Source organism: Clostridium sp. Ade.TY, from assembly GCF_000498355.1.
In the GTDB taxonomy this organism is placed as follows: domain Bacteria; phylum Bacillota; class Clostridia; order Clostridiales; family Clostridiaceae; genus Clostridium.
Genome location: NZ_AVSV01000046.1, coordinates 1 through 26,069 on the forward strand (window position 1 = coordinate 1; position 26,069 = coordinate 26,069).

The 26,069-nt window shown below is 26.9% G+C and carries 24 protein-coding genes, 1 tRNA gene and 1 rRNA gene; 21 read left to right on the forward strand and 5 right to left on the reverse strand.

Annotated elements, in window-relative coordinates:
• Positions 1-341 precede the first annotated feature (341 nt).
• From O212_RS16740 to O212_RS0115180, 3 genes are all read left to right on the forward strand, one after another.
• A complete protein-coding gene (locus O212_RS16740; protein WP_160166424.1) occupies positions 342-497 on the forward strand; it encodes a hypothetical protein in 156 nt (51 codons plus the stop codon).
• Between the two features lie 116 nt (positions 498-613).
• Positions 614-1,057: a hypothetical protein gene (locus O212_RS0115175; protein ID WP_024615913.1), complete on the forward strand. Its 444-nt coding sequence runs from the start codon at positions 614-616 to the stop codon at positions 1,055-1,057.
• Between the two features lie 69 nt (positions 1,058-1,126).
• Positions 1,127-1,582, forward strand: a complete 456-nt coding sequence (locus tag O212_RS0115180; protein WP_024615914.1) for a VanZ family protein — start codon at positions 1,127-1,129, stop codon at positions 1,580-1,582.
• Positions 1,583-1,762: 180 nt separating this feature from the next.
• Here O212_RS0115180 and O212_RS0115185 read toward each other — a convergent pair whose 3' ends face one another.
• Complete coding sequence (locus O212_RS0115185; protein ID WP_024615915.1) at positions 1,763-3,148, reverse strand: DUF2334 domain-containing protein; 1,386 nt, start codon at positions 3,146-3,148, stop codon at positions 1,763-1,765.
• A 270-nt stretch (positions 3,149-3,418) separates the two neighbouring features.
• On the opposite strand from O212_RS0115185, the gene O212_RS0115190 reads away from it, so the two are divergent.
• The 8 genes from O212_RS0115190 (at position 3,419) to O212_RS0115225 (ending at position 14,353) form a co-directional block, all read left to right on the forward strand.
• Positions 3,419-4,954, forward strand: coding sequence for an AbgT family transporter (locus O212_RS0115190; RefSeq protein WP_024615916.1), 1,536 nt, complete (start codon positions 3,419-3,421; stop codon positions 4,952-4,954).
• Between the two features lie 142 nt (positions 4,955-5,096).
• Positions 5,097-6,542: a glycosyltransferase family 39 protein gene (locus tag O212_RS0115195; RefSeq protein WP_024615917.1), complete on the forward strand. Its 1,446-nt coding sequence runs from the start codon at positions 5,097-5,099 to the stop codon at positions 6,540-6,542.
• Between the two features lie 36 nt (positions 6,543-6,578).
• Complete coding sequence (locus tag O212_RS0115200; protein WP_029699457.1) at positions 6,579-8,378, forward strand: LTA synthase family protein; 1,800 nt, start codon at positions 6,579-6,581, stop codon at positions 8,376-8,378.
• Between the two features lie 250 nt (positions 8,379-8,628).
• On the forward strand, positions 8,629-9,666 hold the full coding sequence (locus tag O212_RS0115205; protein ID WP_024615918.1) for a phosphodiester glycosidase family protein: 1,038 nt from the start codon (positions 8,629-8,631) through the stop codon (positions 9,664-9,666).
• Positions 9,667-9,679: 13 nt separating this feature from the next.
• On the forward strand, positions 9,680-10,687 hold the full coding sequence (locus O212_RS0115210; protein ID WP_024615919.1) for a hypothetical protein: 1,008 nt from the start codon (positions 9,680-9,682) through the stop codon (positions 10,685-10,687).
• Positions 10,688-10,827: 140 nt separating this feature from the next.
• Positions 10,828-12,903, forward strand: coding sequence for an elongation factor G (gene fusA / locus O212_RS0115215; RefSeq protein ID WP_024615920.1), 2,076 nt, complete (start codon positions 10,828-10,830; stop codon positions 12,901-12,903).
• 127 nt (positions 12,904-13,030) lie between these two features.
• On the forward strand, positions 13,031-13,267 hold the full coding sequence (locus O212_RS0115220) for a hypothetical protein (protein WP_024615921.1): 237 nt from the start codon (positions 13,031-13,033) through the stop codon (positions 13,265-13,267).
• A 132-nt stretch (positions 13,268-13,399) separates the two neighbouring features.
• On the forward strand, positions 13,400-14,353 hold the full coding sequence (locus tag O212_RS0115225) for an ROK family protein (RefSeq protein WP_024615922.1): 954 nt from the start codon (positions 13,400-13,402) through the stop codon (positions 14,351-14,353).
• Positions 14,354-14,413: 60 nt separating this feature from the next.
• Here O212_RS0115225 and O212_RS0115230 read toward each other — a convergent pair whose 3' ends face one another.
• Entirely contained in the window at positions 14,414-16,057 is a 1,644-nt protein-coding gene (locus tag O212_RS0115230; protein ID WP_024615923.1) for a PTS transporter subunit EIIC, read from the reverse strand.
• Positions 16,058-16,480: 423 nt separating this feature from the next.
• Here O212_RS0115230 and O212_RS0115235 point away from each other — a divergent pair, with 423 nt between their 5' ends.
• The 4 genes from O212_RS0115235 to O212_RS0115250 all read left to right on the forward strand — a co-directional run bounded on the left by O212_RS0115235 (position 16,481) and on the right by O212_RS0115250 (position 20,676).
• Positions 16,481-17,308, forward strand: coding sequence for a PRD domain-containing protein (locus O212_RS0115235; RefSeq protein WP_024615924.1), 828 nt, complete (start codon positions 16,481-16,483; stop codon positions 17,306-17,308).
• A 26-nt stretch (positions 17,309-17,334) separates the two neighbouring features.
• Positions 17,335-17,958, forward strand: a complete 624-nt coding sequence (locus O212_RS0115240; RefSeq protein ID WP_024615925.1) for a histidine phosphatase family protein — start codon at positions 17,335-17,337, stop codon at positions 17,956-17,958.
• Between the two features lie 373 nt (positions 17,959-18,331).
• On the forward strand, positions 18,332-19,567 hold the full coding sequence (locus O212_RS0115245; RefSeq protein WP_029699458.1) for a competence/damage-inducible protein A: 1,236 nt from the start codon (positions 18,332-18,334) through the stop codon (positions 19,565-19,567).
• 173 nt (positions 19,568-19,740) lie between these two features.
• Positions 19,741-20,676, forward strand: a complete 936-nt coding sequence (locus O212_RS0115250; protein ID WP_024615926.1) for a type II CAAX endopeptidase family protein — start codon at positions 19,741-19,743, stop codon at positions 20,674-20,676.
• Positions 20,677-20,702: 26 nt separating this feature from the next.
• Here the strand turns inward: O212_RS0115250 and O212_RS0115255 are convergent, their stop codons facing one another.
• Both O212_RS0115255 and O212_RS0115260 read right to left on the reverse strand, forming a co-directional pair.
• On the reverse strand, positions 20,703-21,152 hold the full coding sequence (locus O212_RS0115255; RefSeq protein ID WP_024615927.1) for a hypothetical protein: 450 nt from the start codon (positions 21,150-21,152) through the stop codon (positions 20,703-20,705).
• Between the two features lie 71 nt (positions 21,153-21,223).
• Complete coding sequence (locus tag O212_RS0115260; RefSeq protein ID WP_024615928.1) at positions 21,224-21,961, reverse strand: NAD-dependent protein deacylase; 738 nt, start codon at positions 21,959-21,961, stop codon at positions 21,224-21,226.
• Between the two features lie 239 nt (positions 21,962-22,200).
• Between O212_RS0115260 and rrf the strand changes: the two genes are divergently transcribed.
• The 6 genes from rrf (at position 22,201) to O212_RS0115290 (ending at position 24,921) form a co-directional block, all read left to right on the forward strand.
• Positions 22,201-22,317, forward strand: a 5S ribosomal RNA gene (gene rrf / locus O212_RS0115265).
• A 6-nt stretch (positions 22,318-22,323) separates the two neighbouring features.
• Positions 22,324-22,399, forward strand: a tRNA-Phe gene (locus tag O212_RS0115270).
• Between the two features lie 63 nt (positions 22,400-22,462).
• Positions 22,463-23,074: a copper homeostasis protein CutC gene (locus O212_RS0115275; RefSeq protein ID WP_024615929.1), complete on the forward strand. Its 612-nt coding sequence runs from the start codon at positions 22,463-22,465 to the stop codon at positions 23,072-23,074.
• A 154-nt stretch (positions 23,075-23,228) separates the two neighbouring features.
• Positions 23,229-23,417, forward strand: coding sequence for a hypothetical protein (locus O212_RS0115280; protein WP_029699459.1), 189 nt, complete (start codon positions 23,229-23,231; stop codon positions 23,415-23,417).
• A gap of 83 nt (positions 23,418-23,500) precedes the next feature.
• A complete protein-coding gene (locus O212_RS0115285) occupies positions 23,501-23,701 on the forward strand; it encodes a hypothetical protein (RefSeq protein ID WP_024615930.1) in 201 nt (66 codons plus the stop codon).
• Between the two features lie 89 nt (positions 23,702-23,790).
• Positions 23,791-24,921, forward strand: a complete 1,131-nt coding sequence (locus tag O212_RS0115290; protein WP_024615931.1) for an acyltransferase — start codon at positions 23,791-23,793, stop codon at positions 24,919-24,921.
• 45 nt (positions 24,922-24,966) lie between these two features.
• Here O212_RS0115290 and O212_RS0115295 read toward each other — a convergent pair whose 3' ends face one another.
• Entirely contained in the window at positions 24,967-25,644 is a 678-nt protein-coding gene (locus O212_RS0115295; RefSeq protein ID WP_024615932.1) for a uracil-DNA glycosylase, read from the reverse strand.
• Positions 25,645-26,069 lie beyond the last annotated feature (425 nt).

The window sequence follows — 26,069 nt, forward strand, 5'->3', positions numbered from 1 at the left end:
GTTCATGGCTTTTTTTGTTATTAAAATTAAACTTAAACTTTTATTTTATAATAAGTTATATATTTAAATTATATTAAAAGATAATATTTTACATAATTTAAATATTAAATAATAAAATAACTGAAAAAATAAATTAATTTTAATTGTAAAATGTAATAAATTGAAAAAATATTACTAAAGTTACTTATGTACAACTAGCTTACGATTATATATAATTATTTTATAGGCAAGATTATTGCTTTTGATTACGTTTACAGGGTAGTGATTAAAAGATTATAAAGTCATATAATATTTGTGTATTAAATATAGTATATAATAATCTTTTAAAGTTAGGATGGGGAGTGTTTTGGTTGACAAATATAAAAGAGTTAAAGGAACGTCTTAAACAATTAAAATTAGAGAAACGTGAATTAATTTTAGCCGGAAAAAAGACTTCTTGTATAGATGATAAGATTAGAGAAGTTGAAGAGGAAATTAGTAATCTACAAGTAAATTAGAATATTGTTGGAAATCTAACTGTTAATTGTTAGATTTCTATTTTTTTAGAATAATATATCTTTTTTATTAATATAATTTATTTAGTAAGTAATTTTTATGGTGGGGAGATGGTAAAATGATTAGAACTGTTGTATGTCATAAAGAAGGATGCTGTGGGAATAAATTTTTTATTGAAACTATAGATAATAAAATTAAAGCAACTTGTAGAGAGTGTGGGAATGAATATTTATATGATACAGGAAATGATGGGTATGAGCTTTTATCAACATGTGAATCATGTAAGAATGATAGTTTTAAGTTATTTAGAAATATAAATACTAATAAAACTTATGCTAAATGCTCTGAGTGTGGTGATCCTCCAGAGAGGATATTTGTTGATCCAGATGGTATACAAATAACTTATGAGACAAAGCTTATTCAGGAAATAAAGGAGCAACTTCATACAATAGATCAAAGGTTATGTAATTTAAATATAAAGGTAGAAGATATTGAAAGAGGACAAAGTATTTTAGAGGAATCATTAGCATATATAAATAAGTATATATTAGAGGATAGATAGTAAATTTACAGTACCTTACTCTATATAGTATAATTAATTAAATATACATATAGGAGAAGGTTAAGTGATATGAGTATTAAATCAAAAAAACTACTGGCGTGGATTTTAGTTATTGTATGGATGGCATTTATATTTTATATGTCTAATCAGCCAGCAAATATATCAAATGAGCAAAGTGATTTTGTACTAAATTTAGTGAAATCTCTTGGTATAGATATTAGCAATTCTTATGTTGACTTAGCAATTACAATAATAAGAAAGGGTGCGCATTTTTCTGAGTATTTAATATTAAATTTATTATATTTTAATTTATTAAGATTTTATATTAATAAGAATAGAGCTTTAATTTTATCAATAGTACTGTCTTTCTTATATGCATCAACAGATGAATTTCATCAACTTTTTGTAGAAGGAAGAGCAGGAAGATTTACTGATGTTTTAATAGATACATCTGGAGCAACAATAGGTTCACTATTAGCACTTTTAGGAAATAAAATTTTAAAGAAAAGAGCAAAACTTAAATAGTTTTGCTCTTTTTTTATATATAGGAAAATATAAAAATTGAAATAGTATAAATTTATATACAGTAATTTATAAGGCTTTTGAAATTAAAAGTTAAATATTATGTTTAAAGCTATTTTTAATCATAATAATTATAGTTAATAGAATTAAAAAAGAATTTTAAATATAAATTTAGAAATACTTTTATTTTATATCTGTTACATGTATTGTTGAGTATCCATTTTCATTTAGTGATGATACTATTGATTTCATTAGAGAATCTTTTGATAAGACCCAATTGAAAGTATTGTTATTATCATTAAATGATATATATTCAAGTTCTAATACTGGATGATAAAATAAAGCTGCTAATAAATTTGGTGATGGATTTTTTAATCTGCTTGTTATTGATGAAGTGTCTCTATTTTTTACATATCCAAGTGGTGCTGGAATATATACATTACCTCTAGGAGTTTCTTTTAAGGCTGTATAATATAGAATACTATATGGCTCAAATAAATATTTAAAGTATTCTTCTATTACTTTCTTTTGTTTCCTAGTAGCTTGATAGTGAGGACTTTCAAAAAAGTAAACTGGGATATTAAGTCTATTAGCTGCAAATAATCCATTTTCAATAACTTCTCTAGCTTCCTTTTCAGTATTATTAAATTTACTAGATAATTCAATACCTGTTAAGCTAGTACTATTTCCGTATTGATGAGTATATCCATGAAGTCCAACTTCGCCTCCACTATTTATTAAATAGTCAATAAGATTTACAAATCCAACGTTGTGTATATTATTATCTGTTAATAAGTTATTATCAATATTTTCAGATGGATTTTTGTATCTAGGAACCCAAGCTACATGGAATCTAATTTTATTACTATACAAATAATCTCCTAAAGCTTTTAATTTAGTTTGATTAACATCTTCATATAAAGCGCCACCAGAAGAAAAATCTTCAAGTCTTATTAGTGCTGCAGGTCCATCTTTTAACGGTAATGATTTTGAATTAGCTCTATCTAAATTTGATTTTAATAATTTAATTGAATTATTTTTAAAATTAAATACAGAAGTAAGTGAGAATAAATATTCTATATCAGAAATTGATAAATAATAATTGTCTTTATAATCTAAAAGCCATCCTCTTAAGTTATATGTTTTATTATTTATTATAGCTTGTTTCTTATTAAGTATTATAGTATTTATTCCATTAGTTAAAGCAAGTTCATTATTATCTAAATTTTTATATCCTAAAGTTTTTTTTATGTAATTTAAAGGTAAGTAATATCTTTGACCTCTAAGTAATATAGTAGTATCTTTAGGAATTTCATGTCCTAAAATAGATATATTTACATCGTTGACTTTTTGTATTTTACAGTCATTTAGTGATGTGTTTTCTTTGTATATTGAATTATAATTCATAGGTTTAATTTTACTATTTACCACACCATCTTTAACATAAGTTTTCCCCTGAAAAAAGTTAAAATAGAATGTTATTCCATAAAGTATACCTATAATAAATATAGTTAATAAGGAATATAGTAATATTTTTTTTAAGTTAATATTTTTTTTTAGGTTACCCATATAAAATCTCCTTAATTAATTGGTTAATAATTATATTTTAACATGATATAAAAAATATAGTTATTAATGTAATGAAAATAATTTGTATGTATTAGTATTTTATTTAGTAATTAATTTCTATACAAAATATATTGGACATAAATAATTAAATGAAAATTAACAAAAAGGTTGATATGTTAACATAAATGTTATATAATGTACACATATTAGAAACAAGTGTTTATATATAAAGGACGTAAACGATAGAAATTATTATAAGGGGGCATAGGTATGGAGCAAAAAGTCAAAAAGAAGGGTTTTTTGAATATGGTAGAGCGTGTTGGAAATAAATTACCTCACCCAGCTACTATATTTGTAATTTTATGTGGAATCATAATACTTATTTCAGGTGTATTATCAAAGATGGGAGTAAGTGTTACATATACAGGGCTAGATAGAGCCACTAATGAGATAAAGGAATTAACTGTATCAATTCAATCACTATTAACACCAGAGGGTATTAGATATATGTTTGAAAGTGCAGTATCTAACTTTACAAGTTTTGCACCTCTAGGAACTGTTTTAGTTGCGCTTCTTGGAGTTGGAGTTGCTGAAGGAACAGGATTAATAGGAACATTATTAAAAAAATTAGTTACTAGTACTCCAAAAAGATTAATAACTGTAGTAGTTGTTTTTGCTGGAGTAATTTCAAATATTGCATCAGATGCTGGATATGTTATATTAATACCTCTTGGTGCAGTTGTATTTTTAAGTTTCAAGAGACATCCTCTTGCAGGGATTGCAGCAGCTTTTGCTGGAGTATCAGGAGGATTTAGTGCAAATATTATATTCGGACCAACAGATGCGTTACTTGCTGGTATAACAACAGAAGCAGCAAATATGGTACAACCTGGTTATGAGGTTAATATAGCTTCAAACTGGTTCTTCTTAATTGCATCAACTGTATTAATTACGATAGTTGGAACTATAATAACTGAAAAAGTTGTTGAACCAAGACTTGGACCATATAAGGGTAAGGAGCAAGTTGATGAAATAAATGGTATTTCAAAAGAAGAAAAAAGAGGTCTTAAATTTGCATTAGTAGCATTAATTTTATTTGTAATAGTTATGGGATTACTTGTTATTCCACAATGGGGACCACTTAGAAATCCTGAAACTGGTGAAATATTAAAATCACCTTTTATGAATTCAATGGTTGCAATTATTGCTATGGGATTCTTTATACCAGGGATAGCCTTTGGAATTGGTAAAGGTGATATTAAGAATGATAAACAGATAATTCATCTTATGAGTAAAAGTATGTCTTCTATGGGAGGATATATAGTTTTAGTATTCTTTGCTGCTCAATTTGTTGCATACTTTGGTTACACAAATATAGGAACTATAATAGCTGTTAAAGGAGCAGATTTCTTACAGAATGCTGGTATTGGAGGAGTTCCTTTAATATTAGGATTTATAGCAGTTGCAGCATTTATAAACTTATTTATGGGATCCGCATCAGCAAAATGGGCTATAATGGCACCGGTATTTGTACCTATGTTTATGAGAATGCATTATTCACCAGAGCTTGTTCAAATGGCTTATAGAATAGGGGATTCAAGTACAAATATAATTTCACCACTTATGACATACTTTGCATTAATAGTAGCTTTTGCAGAAGTTTATGATGAAGATACAGGAATAGGAACTCTTATATCAACAATGGTTCCATATTCAATAGCATTTTTAGTATGTTGGACAGGCTTATTAATAGTGTGGTTTTTATTAGGATTACCACTTGGACCAGGTGCTGGATTATATATGTAAATTAATATTATAAAAATAATATAGCAAGTAAGAAGTTTTAGCTTCTTGCTTGCTTTTTTTTAACTTTAAATATGTTAAAATTATATTTGTTATTTATAACTATAAAGTTATTTGTAATATATAAAATTTAGGAGGATTACATATGGAATTAAAGAGGTTTAGAAATGGATTTACTAGTTTTGTAACTATTGCACTTAAGCCGTTAATATTTATATTACTTGTAGTATCTATAGGATGCATAGGAGTGTATAAAGGTAATTTTGATATTGCAGCAGTAATTCTAGTAGGTGTTGTAGTTATAGCAATCCTTTTAGCCTGTATTCTATTAAAAAGTAAAAAACTTAGTAATAAAAGTAAACTATTAATTGTTTTGAGCTTTGGGGCTTTAATAAGAATTTTATGGCTTATTAACATAAAAACAGTTCCTGTATCTGATTTTAATACTATCTATGAAACAGCAAAAGAGGTATTAAAAGGTGACTATAGTATGATGTGGGGAACTGAATATATAGCAAGATTTCCACATTTAACTGTTATGGTTATGTATATGGCATTTATGCTTAAATTTTTTACTCATGCACTTTTTGCTATGAAAATCGTAAATTTAATTATGGGAATAATTACAATTTACTTAATATATTTAATAGCTAAATTAGTATTTGAAAAAATTGAATATGGAATAATAGGAGCTTTAATAGCAACGATTTTTCCTCCATTTGTAACATATACTGGTGTATTATGTACAGAAAATATAGCTATACCATTTTACTTAGCAAGTATATATATTTTTCTTTTGGCATGTAAAAAGAAAATACATCCGTCTATGTTTATAGTATCTGGAGCTCTCTTATCTGTTGGAAACTTATTTAGGATGGTTGCAACAGTTACTATAGTAGCATTTATTATGTATATAGTTATATATACAGATTTTAAATTTAAAGAAAAAATAAAATCAATTATTATGGTAGTAGTATCTTTCGCTTTAATTCTTTTTATAGTAAGTTCTACTCTTAAATCATATAAAGTAACAGAAAATAATTTATGGAAAGGTAGAGAACCAGCAATAACTAACATATTAAAAGGAACTAATATGGAAACTGGAGGAAGATGGAGTCCAGAAGATGCTATAATACCTGAAAAATATAATTTTGATGAAGATAAAATTAAAGCGGAATGTACTAATATAATAATTGATAGATTCAAAAATGCTACACCAATGCAAATAGGAAAGTTTTATTTAGAAAAATATACTACTCAATGGATGGACGGAGATATGAGTGGCGTATTTTGGTCACAAAGTAATGTTAAGGACAGTGATATTTTAATAAAGTTTAATTTTGGAGGTAAATTTATAATACAAATAATATCTTCTGTTGTTATTTTATTGATTTTCATTGGATTATTTAATAAAAAAAGGTATAGAAAATATTCAGGAATTAATTTATTTTATATAATATTTTGTGGATATGGGTTATCTTATTTAATTACAGAAAATCAATCAAGATATGCTTATATTGTAAGTTTTGCATTTGTTATAGCAGCAGTATCTGGGATTGAACTTATTGGAAAAGTTTTTAAAAGAAGCTAAAGTTAAAAATAAATAAAAATGGGTGAATAAAGAATAATGAAAATAAAAAAAGTAAACTCAGGCACTTTAATAAAAAGCATAATATTTATAATATTAGTTGTAAAAAGTATAATATTTATGTCAATTGGTGCATCAAATACAGGTAAAACTTTTACTGGAGTTGTAATAGCGAAAGAATTAGTTTTAGCTCAATTAGCTTTTATAGGTATTTTGATGTTCATGGCACTATTTTTTAAAGGAAAGAAACAAATAACATATTTAATAATAATAGATATATTATATTCATTAATGTTATTAGCAGACATTTGGTACTATAGGGCTAGTAGAAATTATTTAGGGCTTAGACATATATTATTTAAAGATATGTTCAATCCAATGAATGAAAGTATAATAAATCCTAATAAATTAGATTTATTATTTTTAATAGATATACCAATATTAATCTTTGTAAGATTTAAAATTAAAGATATTATGGATTATAAAAGGAATATTAAACTAGCTGTATTAGGGATTATAATATGTATATTAACCATATATACAACACATTATTTAATAGATGTTAAAGATGTTACTAAGGGTAAAGTTAAATTTATGAGTGTTGATTGGTCTCCATTTATAATGATGCAAAATCAATCACCAATTGGATATCATTTATATGAAGCAAGTAGAGCAATAGAACAAAAAAATTTCCAAGGAAATGAAGAAGAAATTAAACAAGCATCTAATTGGCTTGCTTGGAACAATAAAAAACTTCCTGATAATAAATATAAAGGAATATTTAAAGGAAAGAACGTTGTATTTTTACAGATTGAGTCATTAGAAAACTTTGTTATAGGTAAAAAGGTTTTAGGACAAGAAATAACTCCAAATTTAAATAAGCTTATGAAAAAATCGTTATATTTTGACAATATATATGAGCAGAATAATGCAGGAAATAGTATAGATTGTGATATGATGGTGAACACTGGTTTATTACCATTAGGTGATAATATAACATTTTTGACAAATGCAGATGTTAAATATGAATCATTACCTAGAATATTAAATAAAAATGGATATACTACAGTATCAACACATGCAGAAAGAGCTGGTGATTGGAACTGGTCAGAAGCACATAGTAATGCGTTAGGATACAAAGATATGTGGGATATAGATTCTTATAAATTAGATGAAGTTTTTGGAATGGGATTATCAGATCATTCATTCTTTAATCAGTATGCAGATAAGCTTAAAACTTTAAAACAACCATTCTTTTCTACTATACCTACTTTATCAAGTCATGGACCATTTGATCTTCCAGACAAATATAGAGAACTTAAATTGCCTAAAGCTGTTGATGATACAAAGCTTGGAGGGTATTTTCAAAGTGTACATTATACAGATGAGCAAATTGCTTTCTTTATAAATAAGCTTGAAAAGTTAGGTCTATTAGATGATACAGTTCTAGTTATTTATGGAGATCATGGAGGAGTTCATAAATATTATAATGATGAAATTCAAGATGTTCCTTTAGAAGGAGATTGGTGGAAAAATAGAGATTATAAAATACCACTATTTATTTATGGAAAAGGTATAGAAGGAAAAACTATAAGTGTAGCAGGCGGACAAAGTGATATAGCTCCAACAATATTATATCTTTTAGGAATAGATGTTAAAGATAATATATTTATGGGAAGAAATTTATTAAACACAAATAGAGATGCTACAGTGATAAAAGGAAATAAAATTATGGGTAATCCAACAGAAGAGGAAAGAGAAAAATTAGAACAGGCATATACGATAGCTGATTATATTATAAAAAATAAATATTTTGAAATTAAGGGTTTGGTAAATTAAAAATTGTATAAATTTAAGATCTTATGAATGTTTTGTTATTTGCATAAAAATGCACTAAAAATATAAAAAAAAAGGGGAAAAACTAGATTTTTCCCCTTTTTCTTTTAATTTATTATTAAAAAATTCTTTAATTTATTGTTATATTTGATAATATTAAATATAATATTAAAGTTAGTTAATGTTTCATACTAACTAAAAAGTTGTTTAGTATTTAACGGTAGAGAGTTTAATAAAAATTAGGAGAGTTTGAATGGAAGACAAAAGAAAAAAGCAGAAAAAGAATAATAAAAACACCAGAAAAAAAGCCCCAAGAAAGTGGAAAAGGATAGTGGCATTTTTAGTTTTTGAAATAGTATTTACTGCTATTACAGCACCTTTTGTATTACTTTATGGTCCATTTGATAATGCAAAAAGAATTTATGTTGGATCAGCAATGACTAGTTTTAATCATCAATATTTAGCAACAATGTTTTTATCTAAGGAAAGAATAAATGAAATAATGAATTCGACAGATAGTTCAAATAATAATTTAACAGCTCAAAATGGTTCAGTTGTTAATGTTAATGCATCTAATAATAAAGAAATGGAACTATATAAATTTGAAAATACAAAATATAATGGATACATGTTGGTTATAAAAGATCCAAAAAGAGTTCATGTTGCAAGTACAAAATATATAGGAAAAAAAGGTGAAACTACATCAGAAATGGCAAAAGATAATAATGCAGTTGCAGCTATAAATGGTGGTGCATTTGTAGATACTTCTAGTAGTTCAAATTGGACAGGCAATGGAGGAACACCAACTGGAGTTATAATGTCTAATGGTAAGGTAGTATTCTCTGATATGAAAACAAATAATACAAAAACAGAGTGTATGGCCATAACAAAAGAAGGAAAAATGCTAGTTGGAAAATATAGTTTAAATGAACTTAAAAATTTAAATGTACAAGAAGCAGTTAGTTTTAAACCAGTACTTATTAAAGATGGTGTGCCAACACCTTTAGACGGAGCAGCAGGGGCAGGTGGAATAGCTCCAAGAACTGCAATTGGACAAAGAGCTGATGGATCAATAGTTATGATGGTTATTGATGGAAGAAGTTTAGTAGATGGAATTGGTTGTACTATAACAGAGTTACAATCACTTATGCTTACAAAAGGTGAATGTGTAACAGCTATTAACCTAGATGGAGGAAAATCATCTACTATGTATCTAAATGGAAAAGTTATTAATAACGTATCTAATGGACTTGGAGAAAGATATATAGCTTCTTCAATAATAGTAAAATAACAAAGGAGAAAGTATGAGAAAAGTAAAAATAATATTAGCTTGGATAGCGGTATCACTTATATTACAATGCTCGGTACTATTCTTTCTAGATAAATTTTATTTTAAAGATAATACTGATGTAAGTATGGAAAAAGTATCAATAAATTCAAATAATAAAAAAGAAAATATACATGTTAATATACCAAGTGATGCAAAAGATATAAAAGTTTCATATGACGGAAAATATATAAGCTACTATATGGGATATGAGTTAAATATATGTGATACTGAAAGTGGAGATGTTAAACAATTAGAAACAATAAATGGTGGTAATATATTAAAATCTGTCTGGTTAGAAGATAGAAATATGTTATTAACATTAGAAATTGAAGATAACCAAATAGTTCTTTGCAACTATGACCCAGAAAAGAATACAAATGAAAAGATAGTTGATATATGTCAGTATAGCAAAATATATAAGACATTTAATATAAAAGCATCAACTATAACAGGGGTTACTTATATTCAGGTTGGAAATATGATTTATAGAATAGATATAAATCAAACTGCAGCTGTACAAGTACCTATAATAGTTAGAAATATAGGACAAATAGGATTGATGCCAACTAAAGACAGATTAGTATATATAGCTACTAATGGCACAATAGTTCATATAACTCAACCAAATGAAAGAATACAAATTAATACTTCAAGCAAATTAAAAATACTTGGAATAGATGAAGAAGGAGTTCTTTACTTAGGAGAAGTTACTAACAATAAGGTACATAAAATACTTAAAAAAGATTTAGATAACGATGAATCAGCAATTAAGAAAGTGCCACTAAAAGAGCCAGTAGAAGATAAAAATATATTTATAGATGGTACTGGCGCTGTATTTGTAAATAATAGTGAAGCTAAAACTATAACAAATATAAATACACAAAAACAAATAACTTACAAAGGAAACTTCTTAGGATTTTATAACAATGGTATAGCAAGTATTGTAGATGGAAAATATTATACAACAGAGTATCCAAAATAGATAAAATAAGAGCTGAAATTTTCAGCTCTTATTTTTATGTTAAGTTATTTTATTAGTTTTTCATATATGAATTCTAAATCGTAAAAAACTGTCATAAAAATTAATATGAGAGTTTAAAAGGGTGGGTGAATTATAAAAATATGGAAAATTACTGTGTAGAAAATATTAGAAATGTTGGTTTTATAGGTCATGGTTCATCAGGAAAAACTTCTTTAGTTGAAGGGTTATTATATGATGGGAATGTAATAACTAGAAGGGGTAAAATTGAAGATGGAAATACAATATCTGATTTTGAAGAAGAAGAAAGACGTAGAGGAATATCACTTTCTGTATCAATAGCACCTTTAGAGTGGAAAAATAAAAAAATAAATTTAATAGATATACCAGGATATTTTGATTTTATTGGGGAAAGTATAGAAGGAATGAGAGCAGCAGATATAGCAACTATAGTTGTATGTGGAGTATCTGGTGTTCAGGTAGGGACTGAAAAGGCTTGGGATTATTGTAATAAAATAAAATTACCTAGAGCATTTTTTATAAATAAATTAGATAGAGAAAATTCAAATTTTGATAAAATACTTGAAAGTCTTAAAGATAAGTTTGGAATAAGTGTTGTTCCAATTCAGTATCCAATAGGAAGTGAATCAAATTTTTCAGGTGTGATAGATATAATATCAAAAAGAGCATTAATTTATAACAAAAAGCTTGGAAAAATGGAAGAGAAGGATATTCCAATAGAGCTTTTAGATAAAGTTAATGAATGTAAAGAAATGATTACTGAAGCAGTTGCAGAAACTGATGAGGAATTATTAGATAAATATTTTTCAGAAGGTAGTTTAAGTGATGAAGAACTTTATACGGGATTAAAGAAAGGGTGTATTAATGGAGAGATATCACCTGTTATGTGTGGAAGTTCATTAAATGGTGTTGGTATGAGTCTATGCTTAGATAATATAGTTGAGTGCTTCCCATCACCTAAATTTTCATTAGCACAAAAAGCTATAAGAGATAATGAATCAGAAGAATATATATCTATAACAGACGATTTGCCATTTTCAGCGTTAGTATTTAAAACTATAGCTGATCCTTTTGTAGGTAAAATATCTTTATTTAAAGTTATTACAGGACAAGTAGAAAATGATATGCAAATTATTAATATAAATAAAGATAAAAAAGAAAAATTAACTAATTTATTTTTCTTAAGAGGAAAAAATCAAATTCAAACTAATAAAATTATAGCGGGAGATATAGGTGCAGTTTCAAAACTTCAATTTACAGGTACAGGAGATACTCTTGCAGATTTAAATTTTAAAGTTAAATATGATAATCTAAACTTTCCAGATGCAGTAATGTCAATGGCAATACTTCCAAAGGCTAAAGGTGATGAAGAAAAAATATCTATTTCATTAAATAGATTAATGGAAGAAGACCCAACATTTAAAGTAACAAGAGATATAGAAAATGCTGAACTTATAGTATCAGGTCTTGGAGAAACTCATTTAGAAGTTATAGCATGTAAAATAAAAAATAAATTTGGGGTTGATGTTGTATTAAGAGAACCTAAAGTTCCATATAGAGAAACAATTAAAGGTATTTCTGATGTTCAAGGAAAACATAAAAAACAATCTGGAGGGCATGGACAATACGGTGATGTAAAAATAAAATTTGAAAGAAGACATGATGGAGACGATGATTTAGAGTTTGTAGATAAGGTTGTAGGTGGAGCTGTTCCAAGAAACTTTATACCAGCAGTTGAAAAGGGTTTAAGAGATTGCATAAAACATGGGGTGCTTGCTGGATATCCAGTAATAGGTCTTAAAGCAACACTTTATGATGGATCATATCATCCTGTAGATTCATCAGAAATGGCATTTAAAATAGCAGCATCAATTGCATATAAAAAGGGACTTGAATCTGCAAAACCAATACTTTTAGAGCCTATAATGAAAGTTTTAGTAATAATACCAGATGAATATATGGGAGATGTTATTGGAGATATTAATAAGAAAAGAGGAAGAGTAATTGGAATGGAACCGGAAGGTAAATTACAAAAAATAGTATGTGAAGTTCCTTTATCTGAAATGTTTAAATATGCTACTGATTTAAGATCAATAACTCAAGCTAGGGGAGAATATAAAATGGAGTTCGAGAGATATGAAGAATTACCACAAGTTGAAGCTTTAAAAGTTATAGAAAAAATAAATAAAGAAGAATAGATATAAATATTGCTGGAAGAGCTTTTTCCAGCAATATTTTTTAGGAAGTTTTGTAATAAATTAAATAAAACTACATATAATAACTATACAAAATAATAGTTATTTTGCTTTGATTGGAGGAATTCTAATGTCTGATTATCGAATGGATATAAGGGGAAGTATAGGATTAAGTGAATATAGTAATATTTATGACTATTTATGTATAGTAGATAAAGATGATAAATTTACAATATCAATAGATAAACAAAACAAAGAGAGTGTAGATACAATAAATTCTATGCTTAAAGATAACAGTTTTACAGTTGATAATGAATGGGTTGATGGTAGCGGAAATTATTTAATAAAAGCACATAAAGAAGTATAAATTTTAAAAAATAGTTAAGCGAATAACAAATAAGGACTTTATTATTTCTATAAATATATTACAATAGAATAGTAAGTCCTATTTTTATATGGAATAATAAATTATTATAGAAACTATACTAGGAGGTTTGTAATGAAAAATTACGTAGTTGGTGTAGATTTAGGTGGAACAAAAATAAGTACTGCACTTGCTGATTTAGCAGGTAATGTATTAGCACAAAGTATAATACCTACAAATGCACATGAAGGTGAAGAAAGAGTTTTAGAAAGAATAATAAAGAGTGTTCAAACTGTTATATCAGAAGGTGAAATTAATTTAGATGAAGTTAAAGGTATTGGTATAGGATCACCAGGACCTTTAGATTCAAGAAAAGGAATAATAATAACTACTCCAAACTTACCATTTAGCAACTTTAACTTAGTTAAACCATTAGTAGAAAAATTCAATGTACCAGTATTCTTAGATAATGATGCTAATGTAGCAGCAATTGGAGAATATATGCTTGGAGCAGGTAAAGGTAAAAAGAATATGGTTTACTTCACAGTTAGCACTGGCGTAGGTGGTGGAGCAATTGTTGATGGAAATATTTGTAGAGGAAATACATCAAATGCTCTAGAAATTGGACATATGACAGTTGCACCATTTGGACCAAGATGTGGTTGTGGAAATATTGGTTGTTTAGAAGCTTTAGCATCAGGAACAGCAATTGGAAAAAGAGGACAAGAAGCTGTAAATAGTAAAGTTGAAACATCACTTAGAAGTTATGAAAAAGTTACTTCATATGAAGTATTTAAAGAAGCTGAAAAAGGTGATGCAGTAGCAAAAGATATAATAGAAGAAGCATTAACATATTTAGGAATAGGAATAGCAAATGCTATTTCAATTTTTGATCCAGAAATGATTGTTATAGGTGGCGGAGTTTCAAAAGCAGGAGATATAGTTTTTGAAAAAGTTCGTGAAGTTGTAAATAAAAGATGCTTTAAATCAATGGCTGAAAGCTGTGAAATAGTACCAGCTGGCCTTGGAACAGATGCAGGAGTTATTGGAGCTGTTGCATTAGCATTATTAGAACTTAATAACTATTAATATTTAAATTAATTTAAATAAAAAATCTGAGAATTTAATTCTCAGATTTTTTATTTTATATTAAACTTCTAAAATTGTATTAATTTCATTTTTATAAGCATTAGCTTTTGCACCAAAGATTGCTTGGATTCCATTTCCAACTTCAACAACTCCTGCAGCCCCTAATTCTTTAAGAGCATCTTTGTTAACTTTTGATTTATCTTTAACTTCAACTCTAAGTCTAGTTATACAAGCATCGACACTAACGATATTTTCTGCTCCACCTAAAGCTTCTAAAACGTAAGGAGCTCTTTCGCTTATTTCATCAACTTTTGAAGAAGCTTGAAAATCTTTTTTTGTGAATAATTTAGTTTCTTTTTCATCAGCATCTCTACCTGGAGTTTTTAAGTTAAACTTCTTAATCATGAATGTAAATAAGAAGTAATAAATAACTGCATAAACTAAACCTACTAATATAACCATTATCCATTTAGTTGGTACACCTGCACCTGCTGGAAGTAATCCAAATAGTGAGAAGTCTATAAATCCACCTGAGAATGTCATACCGATGAATACATTAAGTATATCCATTAACATGAATGATAAACCTGCAAGTAAACAGTGTATAACATATAATACAGGCGCAACAAATAAGAATGTAAATTCTAATGGTTCAGTTATACCAGTTAAGAATGATGTTACTGCAGCAGCTAATAAAAGTGATCCAACAACTTTCTTTTTGCTTGGATGAGCACATTTATACATAGCAAATGCAGCTGCTGGAAGACCAAACATCATGAACGGGAATTTACCAGCCATAAATCTTGTAGTACCTGAAACAATACTACTCATAGTTTCAGCTGAGGCACCAACTAAGTCAGTCATACTTGATAGTTGAGCAAAGTATGCAGTATTGGCACCAGCGATTACTTGATGAGTTCCATTTATTATAACTGGAGCTTCAACGAATGAGCCAAACCAAAATGGAGTATAGAATACGTGATGCAATCCAAATGGAATTAATGCTCTTTCAATTACTCCATAGAAGAAAGTACCAATAGCACCAGCGTTTTTAACTAATTCAGCTATTACTGAAATACCATTTTGAACTAATGGCCATAAAAATGCAAGACAAGCACCAACTAAAGCCATAACTAAAGCAGTTATTATAGGAACAAATCTTGAACCAGAGAAGAAACCGATAACTTGTGGTAATTGAATATTATAGAATTTATTATGTAATAAAGCAGTAACTATACCTGTTATAATACCACCAAATACTGACATATTAAGTGTAAATATACCAACATTAGTTGTAACATAAGTTCCAAATTCTCCAACATTATCAGGAGTAACAACGCCTAATTGAGTATATCCAAGTGTTAAAAGTGTTGAAACAACTTGGTTCATAACTAAGAAACCAAATACAGAAGCAAGTGCAGCTGTACCTTTATCTTTGTTTGCAAGACCAACAGCAACACCAACAGCAAATAAGATTGGTAAGTTACCGAAGATAATATCTCCAATATTTTTCATTATAGTTAAAATAGCAGTAACTGCTGGAATATTAACAAAAGCTATTAATGGTTCGTATACAGCTGGGGGATTATTAAGTCCTGATATTCCTAGTAATGCACCACCAACACCAAGTAATATACCTGCAATTGGTAAAGCTGCGATTGGAAGCATGATAGCTTTACCTATTCTTTGAAGTGTTTGTAACATAGATAAGTCCTCCTTAAATTTAAATAATAATATTTGATAATTACGATAAGTCTAGTTTGTAAGGCAAACAAAAAAGACTTAAATATTTATAAATCTCTATGAATACAATAAGAACGTATAAATCGGTCTTAATAGTATTTCATTACGGATTTACATATATTTAAGTCTTGCCTAATAAAATAGTAGCAATCTTTTGATTTTATGCTAAATAATATAATATTTAATTTTTGATGAGTTTGCCTAATCAAATAGTAACAAACATATTCATTTTAAGAACAAGTAAATGTTATCATGAAGGAAAAAAAGTGTCAACAAAAAGTTAAAAATATTTAAATTTTTTTAATAAAGTGATAAAATCTATATACGAAGATATGGGTTATAAGATTTATGTTATATAAATATATTAAGGAGGGTTAATAACATATGATTATAAATAAAATTTTAAACAACAATGTCGTAACCGTTAATTTAAATGGTGAAGAAGCTGTTGTTATGGGGAGGGGTATAGGATTTCAAAAGAAATCTGGCGATACTATAGAAAATACTAGTGTTGAAAAGATATTTAAATTAGATAATGAAAAAAACAATGAAAAATTTAAACAATTAATGATAGAAACAGCTCCAGAATATTTAACAATGACAAAAGAAATAATAACTATAGCTGAAAAAGAGCTAGGAATCGAACTTGGAGAATTAATATATATATTACTTACAGATCATTTATCCTTTGCAGTAATTAGAGAAAAAGAAAATATGAGAATTGAAAATCCAATGCTTTGGGAGATAAAAACTCTTTATAAAAAAGAATATAAAGTAGGATTAAAAGGAATTGAAATTGTAGAAAAGTATACAGGAATAAAGTTAAGTGATGATGAAGCAGGATTTATAGCATTACATATTTTAAATGCAGCATTAAATGAAGACATGTATAATACTATGAATATAACAGTACTTACTAATAAGATACTTAATATTATAAAAAAGTATTTTAACATAACTTTTGATGAAGATTCTCTTGATTACTCAAGGCTTTTAACTCATTTAAAGTTTTTTGTACAAAGAATTTTTAAGAGAGAACAGATAAAGGATGATGATGTAGAACTTTACGAAATAATAACTACAAGATATTCAGAAGAACGAAAATGTATTGAAAAAATTGAACAATATATAAGTAAGCAATTTAGTTATAAACTTACTAAACAAGAAATATTATATTTAATAATGCATATAAGAAGATTTAGAAAAAATTAAATACTAAAGAGATGGGGGTTAATTATATGGTAACAATATATTTAACAAGACATGGACAAACTGAATGGAATATAGAAAAGAGACTTCAAGGGCATGGAAATTCACCACTTACAGATGCTGGAATAAAAAGAGCAGAAGAACTTTCAAAAAGATTAAAAGATATAAAAATAGAATGTATATATACAAGTCCTATTGAAAGAGCATATAAAACAGCATCTATTTTAAAAGGTAATAAAGAAATAGAACTAATAACACATGATGGTTTAAAAGAAATGAATTTTGGAGATTTTGAAGGGAAAATAACTGAAGAAGTTATGCAAGAAAATCCAGATTGGGATATAAACTTAATAATGCAAGGCAATTTAGAAATGCGTGCGCCTAATGGAGAAACTTTAGCTGAAGTTAGGGAAAGAGTAAGTAAAGCCATGGATGAAATTATTAAAGATAATGATGGTAAAAGTATATTAATAGTTGCTCACGGTATAACTTTAAAAGCGATAATGAATTATTTTAAAGATAAAGATGTAAATAGTGAAGTTATGGGACAAGCAACATTGACTAAAGTAAATATAGATGGAGAAAATTTTGAAATAGAGTTTAAAAATGACGGAAGTCATTTCACTATGAAAGAGGAAAAGCAAGGATGGTAAAATTTTAAAAATATTGAATAAAAAATATAATTAATACATATATTATTGTATAAAGAGAAATTTACTAATAAGGGAAGTGAAATAAATTCTCTTCTCTCATACATATTTATGAATCAACTAACATTTATAATTAGGCGATCCATAAAATACCCATGCAATAAACTCTGTGTAGTGAGAGGAAGAATTTTTTATATACCCTACCCTTAAGTATTTAAATACTTAAGGGTAGCAACATAAAAAATTTATATTTAACTCATGATAATTAGGGTGATAGTTAAATTTAAAAATTTGCTATCACCCTTATTATTTTATTTAAAAATGGAATATAATAAAGTATGAACAAAAATAAATCTAAAAAGTGAGAAGGGATATTATGAAATGTGAGATACTAGCAGTTGGAACAGAAATACTTTTAGGAGATATTTTAAATACTAATGCACAATATTTATCAAAAGAGCTGGCAGAAATTGGATTTGATGTATATTACCATGAAGTAGTTGGCGATAACAGAGAAAGAATACTTAAAGCTTTAGAAGTTGCTTTTAATAGAAGCGATATTATAATAACTACAGGTGGACTTGGACCAACTAAAGATGATATGACTAAGGAATTAGTTGCTGAATTTTTAGGGATGAAAATGTGCCTTCATGAAGAAAGTTTAAAATGTATAAAAGAATATTTTGAAAAGATGGGAAGAGAATTTGTAAAAAGTAATGAAAAACAAGCATATTTTCCAAAGGAAGCTATAATTTTAAAAAATAACAATGGCACAGCACCAGGAGCTATTTTTGAAAAAAATAATAAAGCAATAATAGTCTTACCTGGACCTCCAAAAGAAATGGAGAGTATGTTTAAAAATGAAGTAAAAAAATATTTGAAAAAATATTCTGAAGATGTAATAATTTCTGAAGTTTTAAGAGTTTTTGGTGTAGGAGAAAGTAAAGCAGAAGAAAAGTTACAAGATATAATAGATAATGGGACTAATCCTACAGTTGCTCCTTATGCAAAAGAAGGAGAAGTAATATTTAGAATAACAGCAAAAGCAAAGACTGAAGATGAAGCGAGAAAAATGATAGTTCCAGTTAAAGATGAAATATATAAAAGACTTGGAGATACTATATATAATACTGGAGAAATATCTCTTCAAGATACAGTAGCTAAGTTATTAATAGATAAAAATATGACTATTGGGGTTAGTGAATCATGTACAGGAGGACTTGTTTCAGCAAAACTTATTGAATATCCAGGGGTATCCGAAGTATTTTTAGAAGGCGCAGTTACATATTCAAATGAAGCTAAAACGAGAACTTTAAATGTAAAAAAGGAAACATTAGATAAGTTTGGTGCAGTAAGCCATGAAACAGCAAGGGAAATGGCAGAAGGAATTGCAAAAAGATGTGGTTCAAGAGTTGGAATATCAACAACTGGAATAGCTGGACCTGGCGGTGGAACTGATGAAAAACCAGTAGGACTTGTTTATTTTGGATTATATCTAGATGGGGAAGTTAAGTCATTTAAACATATATTTACTGGAGATAGAAATTCAGTAAGAAATAGGGCGAGTATGACTGCTATTAATATAGTTAGAACAGAAATATTAAAAAAATAAAAGTGGGTAAAATAACAAATCCCTCTTTGTTTAAAAAACATAAGAGGGATTTTCCTGTATATAAATAAAATGGGGGAGAGGCGATTAATTAATGAAGCAAATAGCCTCAATAAATAGTATCTCCTGATTTATATAAAATATACTAAGTAAAATAAATTAAAAAGGAGAAATATATGAGAAAAGTTTTTAAAGCTAATTTATATTTTCTAATAATACTTATATTAGAAATAGTAATGCCTTATATTACTTATCCAATTTATAAGGGGTTTGGCATAAGTGATGTAAGAGTTGTATTAGTATTAAATCATGTACTATTATTTTTAGTTCCTGCCATTATATATGTGTTAGTTACTAAATGTAACATAAGAAAAACATTTAAGTTTAATCCATTACCGATAAAAGATTTACTTTTAGTAATAGTATTAGCTTTTTTATGTGTTCCTATAATGAATTTTTTTGGACTTATAAGTGGATTTTTCTTTGAAAATAACGTTGGAAATTTAATAACATCTATATCAAGTACTCCATATATAATACTTATGGGAATAATAGCGTTTATGCCAGCAATAACAGAAGAAATTACTTTAAGAGGTATAGTTTTATCGGGATATGATGAGAAAAATAGATTCAAGTCAGCATTAGTAGTTGGACTATTTTTTGGAATATTTCATTTAGATGCCAACCAATTTTTATATGCGACAGTATTAGGATTTATTTTAGCTTATGTAGTTAGAATAACTGGAAGTATATTTTCATCAATGATTATGCATTTTATATTAAATGGAACATCAATAACGATTCAAAGACTTTTTGCCTTAATAGATCCATCTTCTGTTGAGCAGGCAAGTAATGTATCATTAAAAACTCTTCCTTTGAGTGAAAAATTACTTTTATTGCAAGGGTCTATATTTATATTTGCAATTTCAATCGTACTAGCTTATTTAGTTATTAAGAAATTAGATAAGAGAGGAGAACTTAGGGGAGTTCCTAAAATAATAGGTAATAATAATTACAGAGGATTAGAAGAATCAAAAGAAAGAATTATAGATATACCATTTATATGTATAGTAATTTTATATGTAATATTTATGATAATAAATTTAAAATAATAAAGCTTAGGTGACTTTAAGTTCACCTAAGCTTTATTATTTGAATTATTCATTACACTACTATTATTACTATAAAAATAAGAAAAATTAGAATTTTTAATCCAACCTCTAGAATTAATATTACTGTCTATTGGAAGAGATACGTAATACCAAATATCTTTTCCGATTTCAGCCTTATCAAGTATTTTAACTTCCATCTTTACACTTATATTTTGTAAAATATATGAAGTATCTAATGGAGACATAAATACTTTTGAATTTTCATTTACTATCCCAAGATTATTTTCAGGGCATGAAAATTTAATAGCTAATCCGCCTCTAGTATTGTATTGGTTTGGAACATATTTCTTTAATTTATTTATTTGACTATTTGCTACTAAGAGTTGTCTTCTGCTTAAATTTAATTTCTTTTCATAAGAGAAAATTAAAAACGCTATAAGGGATATAGATATTATTAATATTAATACATATATCAAAATAATAAACCTCTAAAGTACTATACATTATATTATATTTTTAATTATATGAAATTATTCAAAATAATATATTATAATCTATCAAATACAGATTTTAATACTTTACCAATAGAATTATTTATAACTAAATTGGCTTTATTATCATATGGTGTTGAACTTTTATTTATAAGTATTAAGTTTTTTCCTCTAAAGTAATCTACAAATCCAGCCGCAGGATAAACAACTAAAGAAGTACCACCAATAATTAATGTATCTGCATTTTTTATTGCATTTAAAGCACCATTTATAACATCATTATCAAGGGGTTCACCATAAAGTACTACATCTGGTTTAATAATACCACCACAAGTTTCACACTTAGGAATATCTTGTGAGTTTATTATATAATCTAATTCATAGCTCTTATAACAATTAGTACAGTAATTTCTATGTACAGATCCATGAAGTTCAAAAACATTTTTACTTCCAGCCATTTGGTGAAGGCCATCAATATTTTGAGTTATAACAGCCTTAAGTTTACCCATTTTTTCTAATTGAGTTAAAACAATGTGAGCATAATTTGGTTTTGCATTTGTGTAAATCATTTTATCTTTATAAAATTTATAAAAATCGTTAGTATGACTATAGAAGAAACTATGACTTAATATTTCTTCAGGAGAAAATTTACGTTCATATTTACTACTATATAACCCATCAGCAGATCTAAAATCTGGAATCCCAGATTCTGTAGAGACTCCTGCACCACCAAAAAATACTATGTTATTACTATTTTTAATTATATTAGTTAATTCTTGAATTTTATCTTCCATAAAAAACATCTCCAACTTATAATATTTATTAATTTAATTATTGCATAAATAAAAACAAAAATAAAATTGATATTTTAATATAGAAAACTTTAATTCATAAACTTTTTTATTAAATTAAGTTAGAAAAACATTTTAATAATATAAAATAATACATAATTAGGTTGTAATAATAAATTTGCTGAAATAATTTGTAGAAAAACTTTGACAGGTAACTAAATATTAGTTATAATATGTTTGTATCTAGTGATGATGGCATAGAGGAAACACTCCTTCCCATTCCGAACAGGAAAGTTAAGCTCTATAGCGCCAATGGTACTGCACGGGTGACTGTGTGGGAGAGTAGGACGTTGCTAGGTTTGTAAGGCTCGATAGCTCAGTCGGTAGAGCAGAGGACTGAAAATCCTCGTGTCGCTGGTTCGATTCCTGCTCGAGCCACCAAGAAAGCACTAACATTTAGTTAGTGCTTTTATTTTTTTATAAAAATATAAGAGGTGAAAGGGAATGAAATTAGAAGTTTGTGTTGGAAATTATAATGAGGCGTTACAAGGGTTTAAAGATGGAGGGAATAGAATAGAATTATGCGATAACCTTCAAGAAGGAGGGACTACTCCAAGTTATGGAACAATAAAAAAGGCAGTTAATAATATAAAGATTCCTATAAACGTAATAATAAGACCAAGAGGAGGAGATTTCAATTATTCTAAAGATGAATTTGAAATAATGAAAGAAGATATAAGAATTTGCAAAGAGTTAAATGTAAATGGAGTTGTATTTGGAATTTTAAATAATGACAAAACTATAGATATAGAAAGAAATAGAGAGTTAAAAGAATGTGCTGATGGATTAAGCACTACTTTTCATATGGCTTTTGATGAAATAGAAAATAAAAAAGAAGCTATAGATATTTTAATTGATATTGGAATAGATAGAATACTGACAAAAGGTGGAGAGAAAAATGCTCCAAGTAATTTAGAAGTATTAAAAGAGTTAATAGAATATGCAAATAATAGAATAATAGTAATGCCAGGTGGAGGTATTACATCTGAAAATAGAGATTATATAAAAAGTTATACTAATGCAGAAGAATTACATGGAAGTAAAATAGTAAAATAATCCTAAAAAATGATTATAATAAGCTATTTTGGACATACTATAGATATTACATTTATTTAAGTTATATATACACTATATTTAAGGTTTGCTTAAGGTTTTATTAAGAAATATAACCTATAATAAAAGTAATAATATGGGAGTTGGAGTGGTTTTTATGATCGATAAGATTAGTTTAACTGAAGCTGAGTTTACATTAGTATCAAAAGGTATAGCTTTTGGAGCTGGAATTGGGATATTACTAGGTGCTTTTATTGGTAATGTAGTACTATTTTTCTCATTAGGAGGAGTGTGTGGAATTTTATCAACATCAATATACTCTATATTAAAAAGGGTTAAAAAATAATAAAATATAATAGATAATTAAGTTCATAAATTAAAATAAAATCATATCATAATAATGTATTAAATTATTTATGAGGTAAATATATGGAGTTTATAGTTATGGCAATGATCTTAACAACAATTGCTTCAGCAATTGGATATAAATCCATTATTAATTATGAATGTAATGAAGCTTTAGAAAAACCACTATACGATGAAGAAACTCTAATTATAATGAGAAGATATGATTTAATAACAGAAGAACAATTTAACCAAATGATTAATTCAATAAAAGAGAACATATAAAGATATTTATGGGTATACTTTAAAGGAGTATGCCCAATTTTTATGATAGAATATAAAAGGAATATTAATAATTTGATTTTGGGGGAATTATGAAAAGTAAAAGATTAAGAGAGATTGATATGCTTAGAGCAATTGCATTTTTTTTTGTAATAATGCAACACTCTTTAGGTGGTACAGTAACTAATATATATCAATCAGTTGGAAACTTAACTATAGCAAATGTTTTTATGGTTATTGCAGAACCTGGAGTACCTATATTTTTATTTATAAGTGGTCTTACAACAACATATACTTATAAAAATAATATAGATATAAAAAAATATTATAAAAATAGATTTTTATACCTTATAATACCTTATTTTATATTTTCATATGTAAATATGATATTGCACAATCCTGATAAAATACATAATTTTTTATCTGAAACTTTAGTAGGTGGTGGAGCATTCCATCTTTGGTATATGGGCATGTTTATAAGATTAGTACTTATATTTCCGGTATTAATTTATATAGGAAAGTGGATACATAAAAGAAATATTATATTTAGAATAATTACTTTCATAATAATATTTAGAGGATATATATATATTTCAATTCATCAAATGTCAATAAAAAGCGAAGCTGCTAAATTTTTATTTGGCAGTCCAACAGAATGGCAAATAAGATTCGTAAACTTATCAATAGTATTTTGGGGAATTTATGTTATCTTTGGAATGTATGCTGCTTTTAATTATGATAAATTCAAAGAAATAATTATAAAATATAGATTTGTTGTATATGGAGTATTTATACTTACTTTCTACTATAAATTTTATAAGCAATTTGATTTTGTAAATTACAATATATTATTTGACATAGGATATAGGACATCCAATATATTAATGTTCTATATAGTAAGTGAATATATATTGAAGAGAAATCTTATAGCGAAAATAATGTCTGCAATATCAAAATATTCGTATGTTGGATATATGATTCATGTTTATGTTTTATATAAGTGTATATTTTATTTTCAAGGTATTGGTATAACTAATCCAATATTAAATGCGATTATAAGTAGTGTATGTGCAATTTTAATTGCTACTTTAGCAGTTTATGAAATAACACTTATACCTAAATCAAAAATAATAACTGGAGTTAAAGATAATTTTAAGGATTTAAAAATATTTGTTGATTATATAAAAAATAGAATAAGAAATACTAATTATTATGTTAGTTAAAATAAAAAAGACTAATGGTTTTTTACTTCCATTAGTCTTTTTTATTTATATATTTTCAATTTGCCAATCTATCGGTTTTTTGTTAATTTTAATTAAAAAATCATTAGTTTTAGAAAAAGGTTTACTTCCAAAGAAACCTCTAGATGCTGAAAGAGGGCTAGGGTGTACAGATTGAATTATGTAATGAATAGGATTTGTTATAAGAGCCTTTTTTTTAATTGCATTATTTCCCCAAAGAATAAATACAACTGGTTCATCTTTTTGATTTAATAATTCAATAATTTTATCGGTAAAAATAGACCAACCAATCCTTTGATGAGAATTAGCTTTTCCAGCTTCTACAGTAAGTGTAGTATTTAATAATAAAATACCTTGATCAGACCATTTCTTTAAATAACCATTGTTTGGTATATAGCATCCTAGATCTGAGTGCAATTCTTTATAAATATTCACTAATGAAGGAGGGACTCTATTACCAGGTTTAACAGAGAAACTAAGTCCATGTGCTTGATTAGGTCCATGATATGGATCTTGTCCTAAAATAACAACTTTGACATCTTTGTATGGAGTAAAGTGCAATGCATTGAAAATATCATACATATCTGGATAGATAGTTTTTGTTTTATATTCATGAATAAGGAAATTACGTATTTTAATGTAATAAGGTTTAGTAAATTCTTCATTCAATAAATCATTCCAGTCATTTTTTAAAATATCAGACATATAATCACCACCTTATAATAAAGTATAGCATAGAAAAATAGCTAAAAAAGGGGGAAGGTTTTACATATAATATTCAAAATATTTAAAAAAAGATAAGAAACATAACCTAGAGTATCATTATAAAAAATATAAAGAAAATATGAATAAATAAAAGAAATTTGAAGATAATATCAATATATAAAAAATTAAATAAATAGATTATTTTTTCTGTATGATATTATAAAACACGTCGCTGATGCGGAAACAAAATATCAACAAAGTTTTACAAAATAAATTTTATTGACATTTAGTTGTAACGGTGATAAGATTTTAAAAGTCTTTTGGAAATCAGGAAACACTTTCTAACTTTAGAAAAAAGTTTTAAAAAAGTGTTGACAGAAAAGTTTCCGAATGATAAGATAAGCAAGTCGCTTGAGGGCGACGAG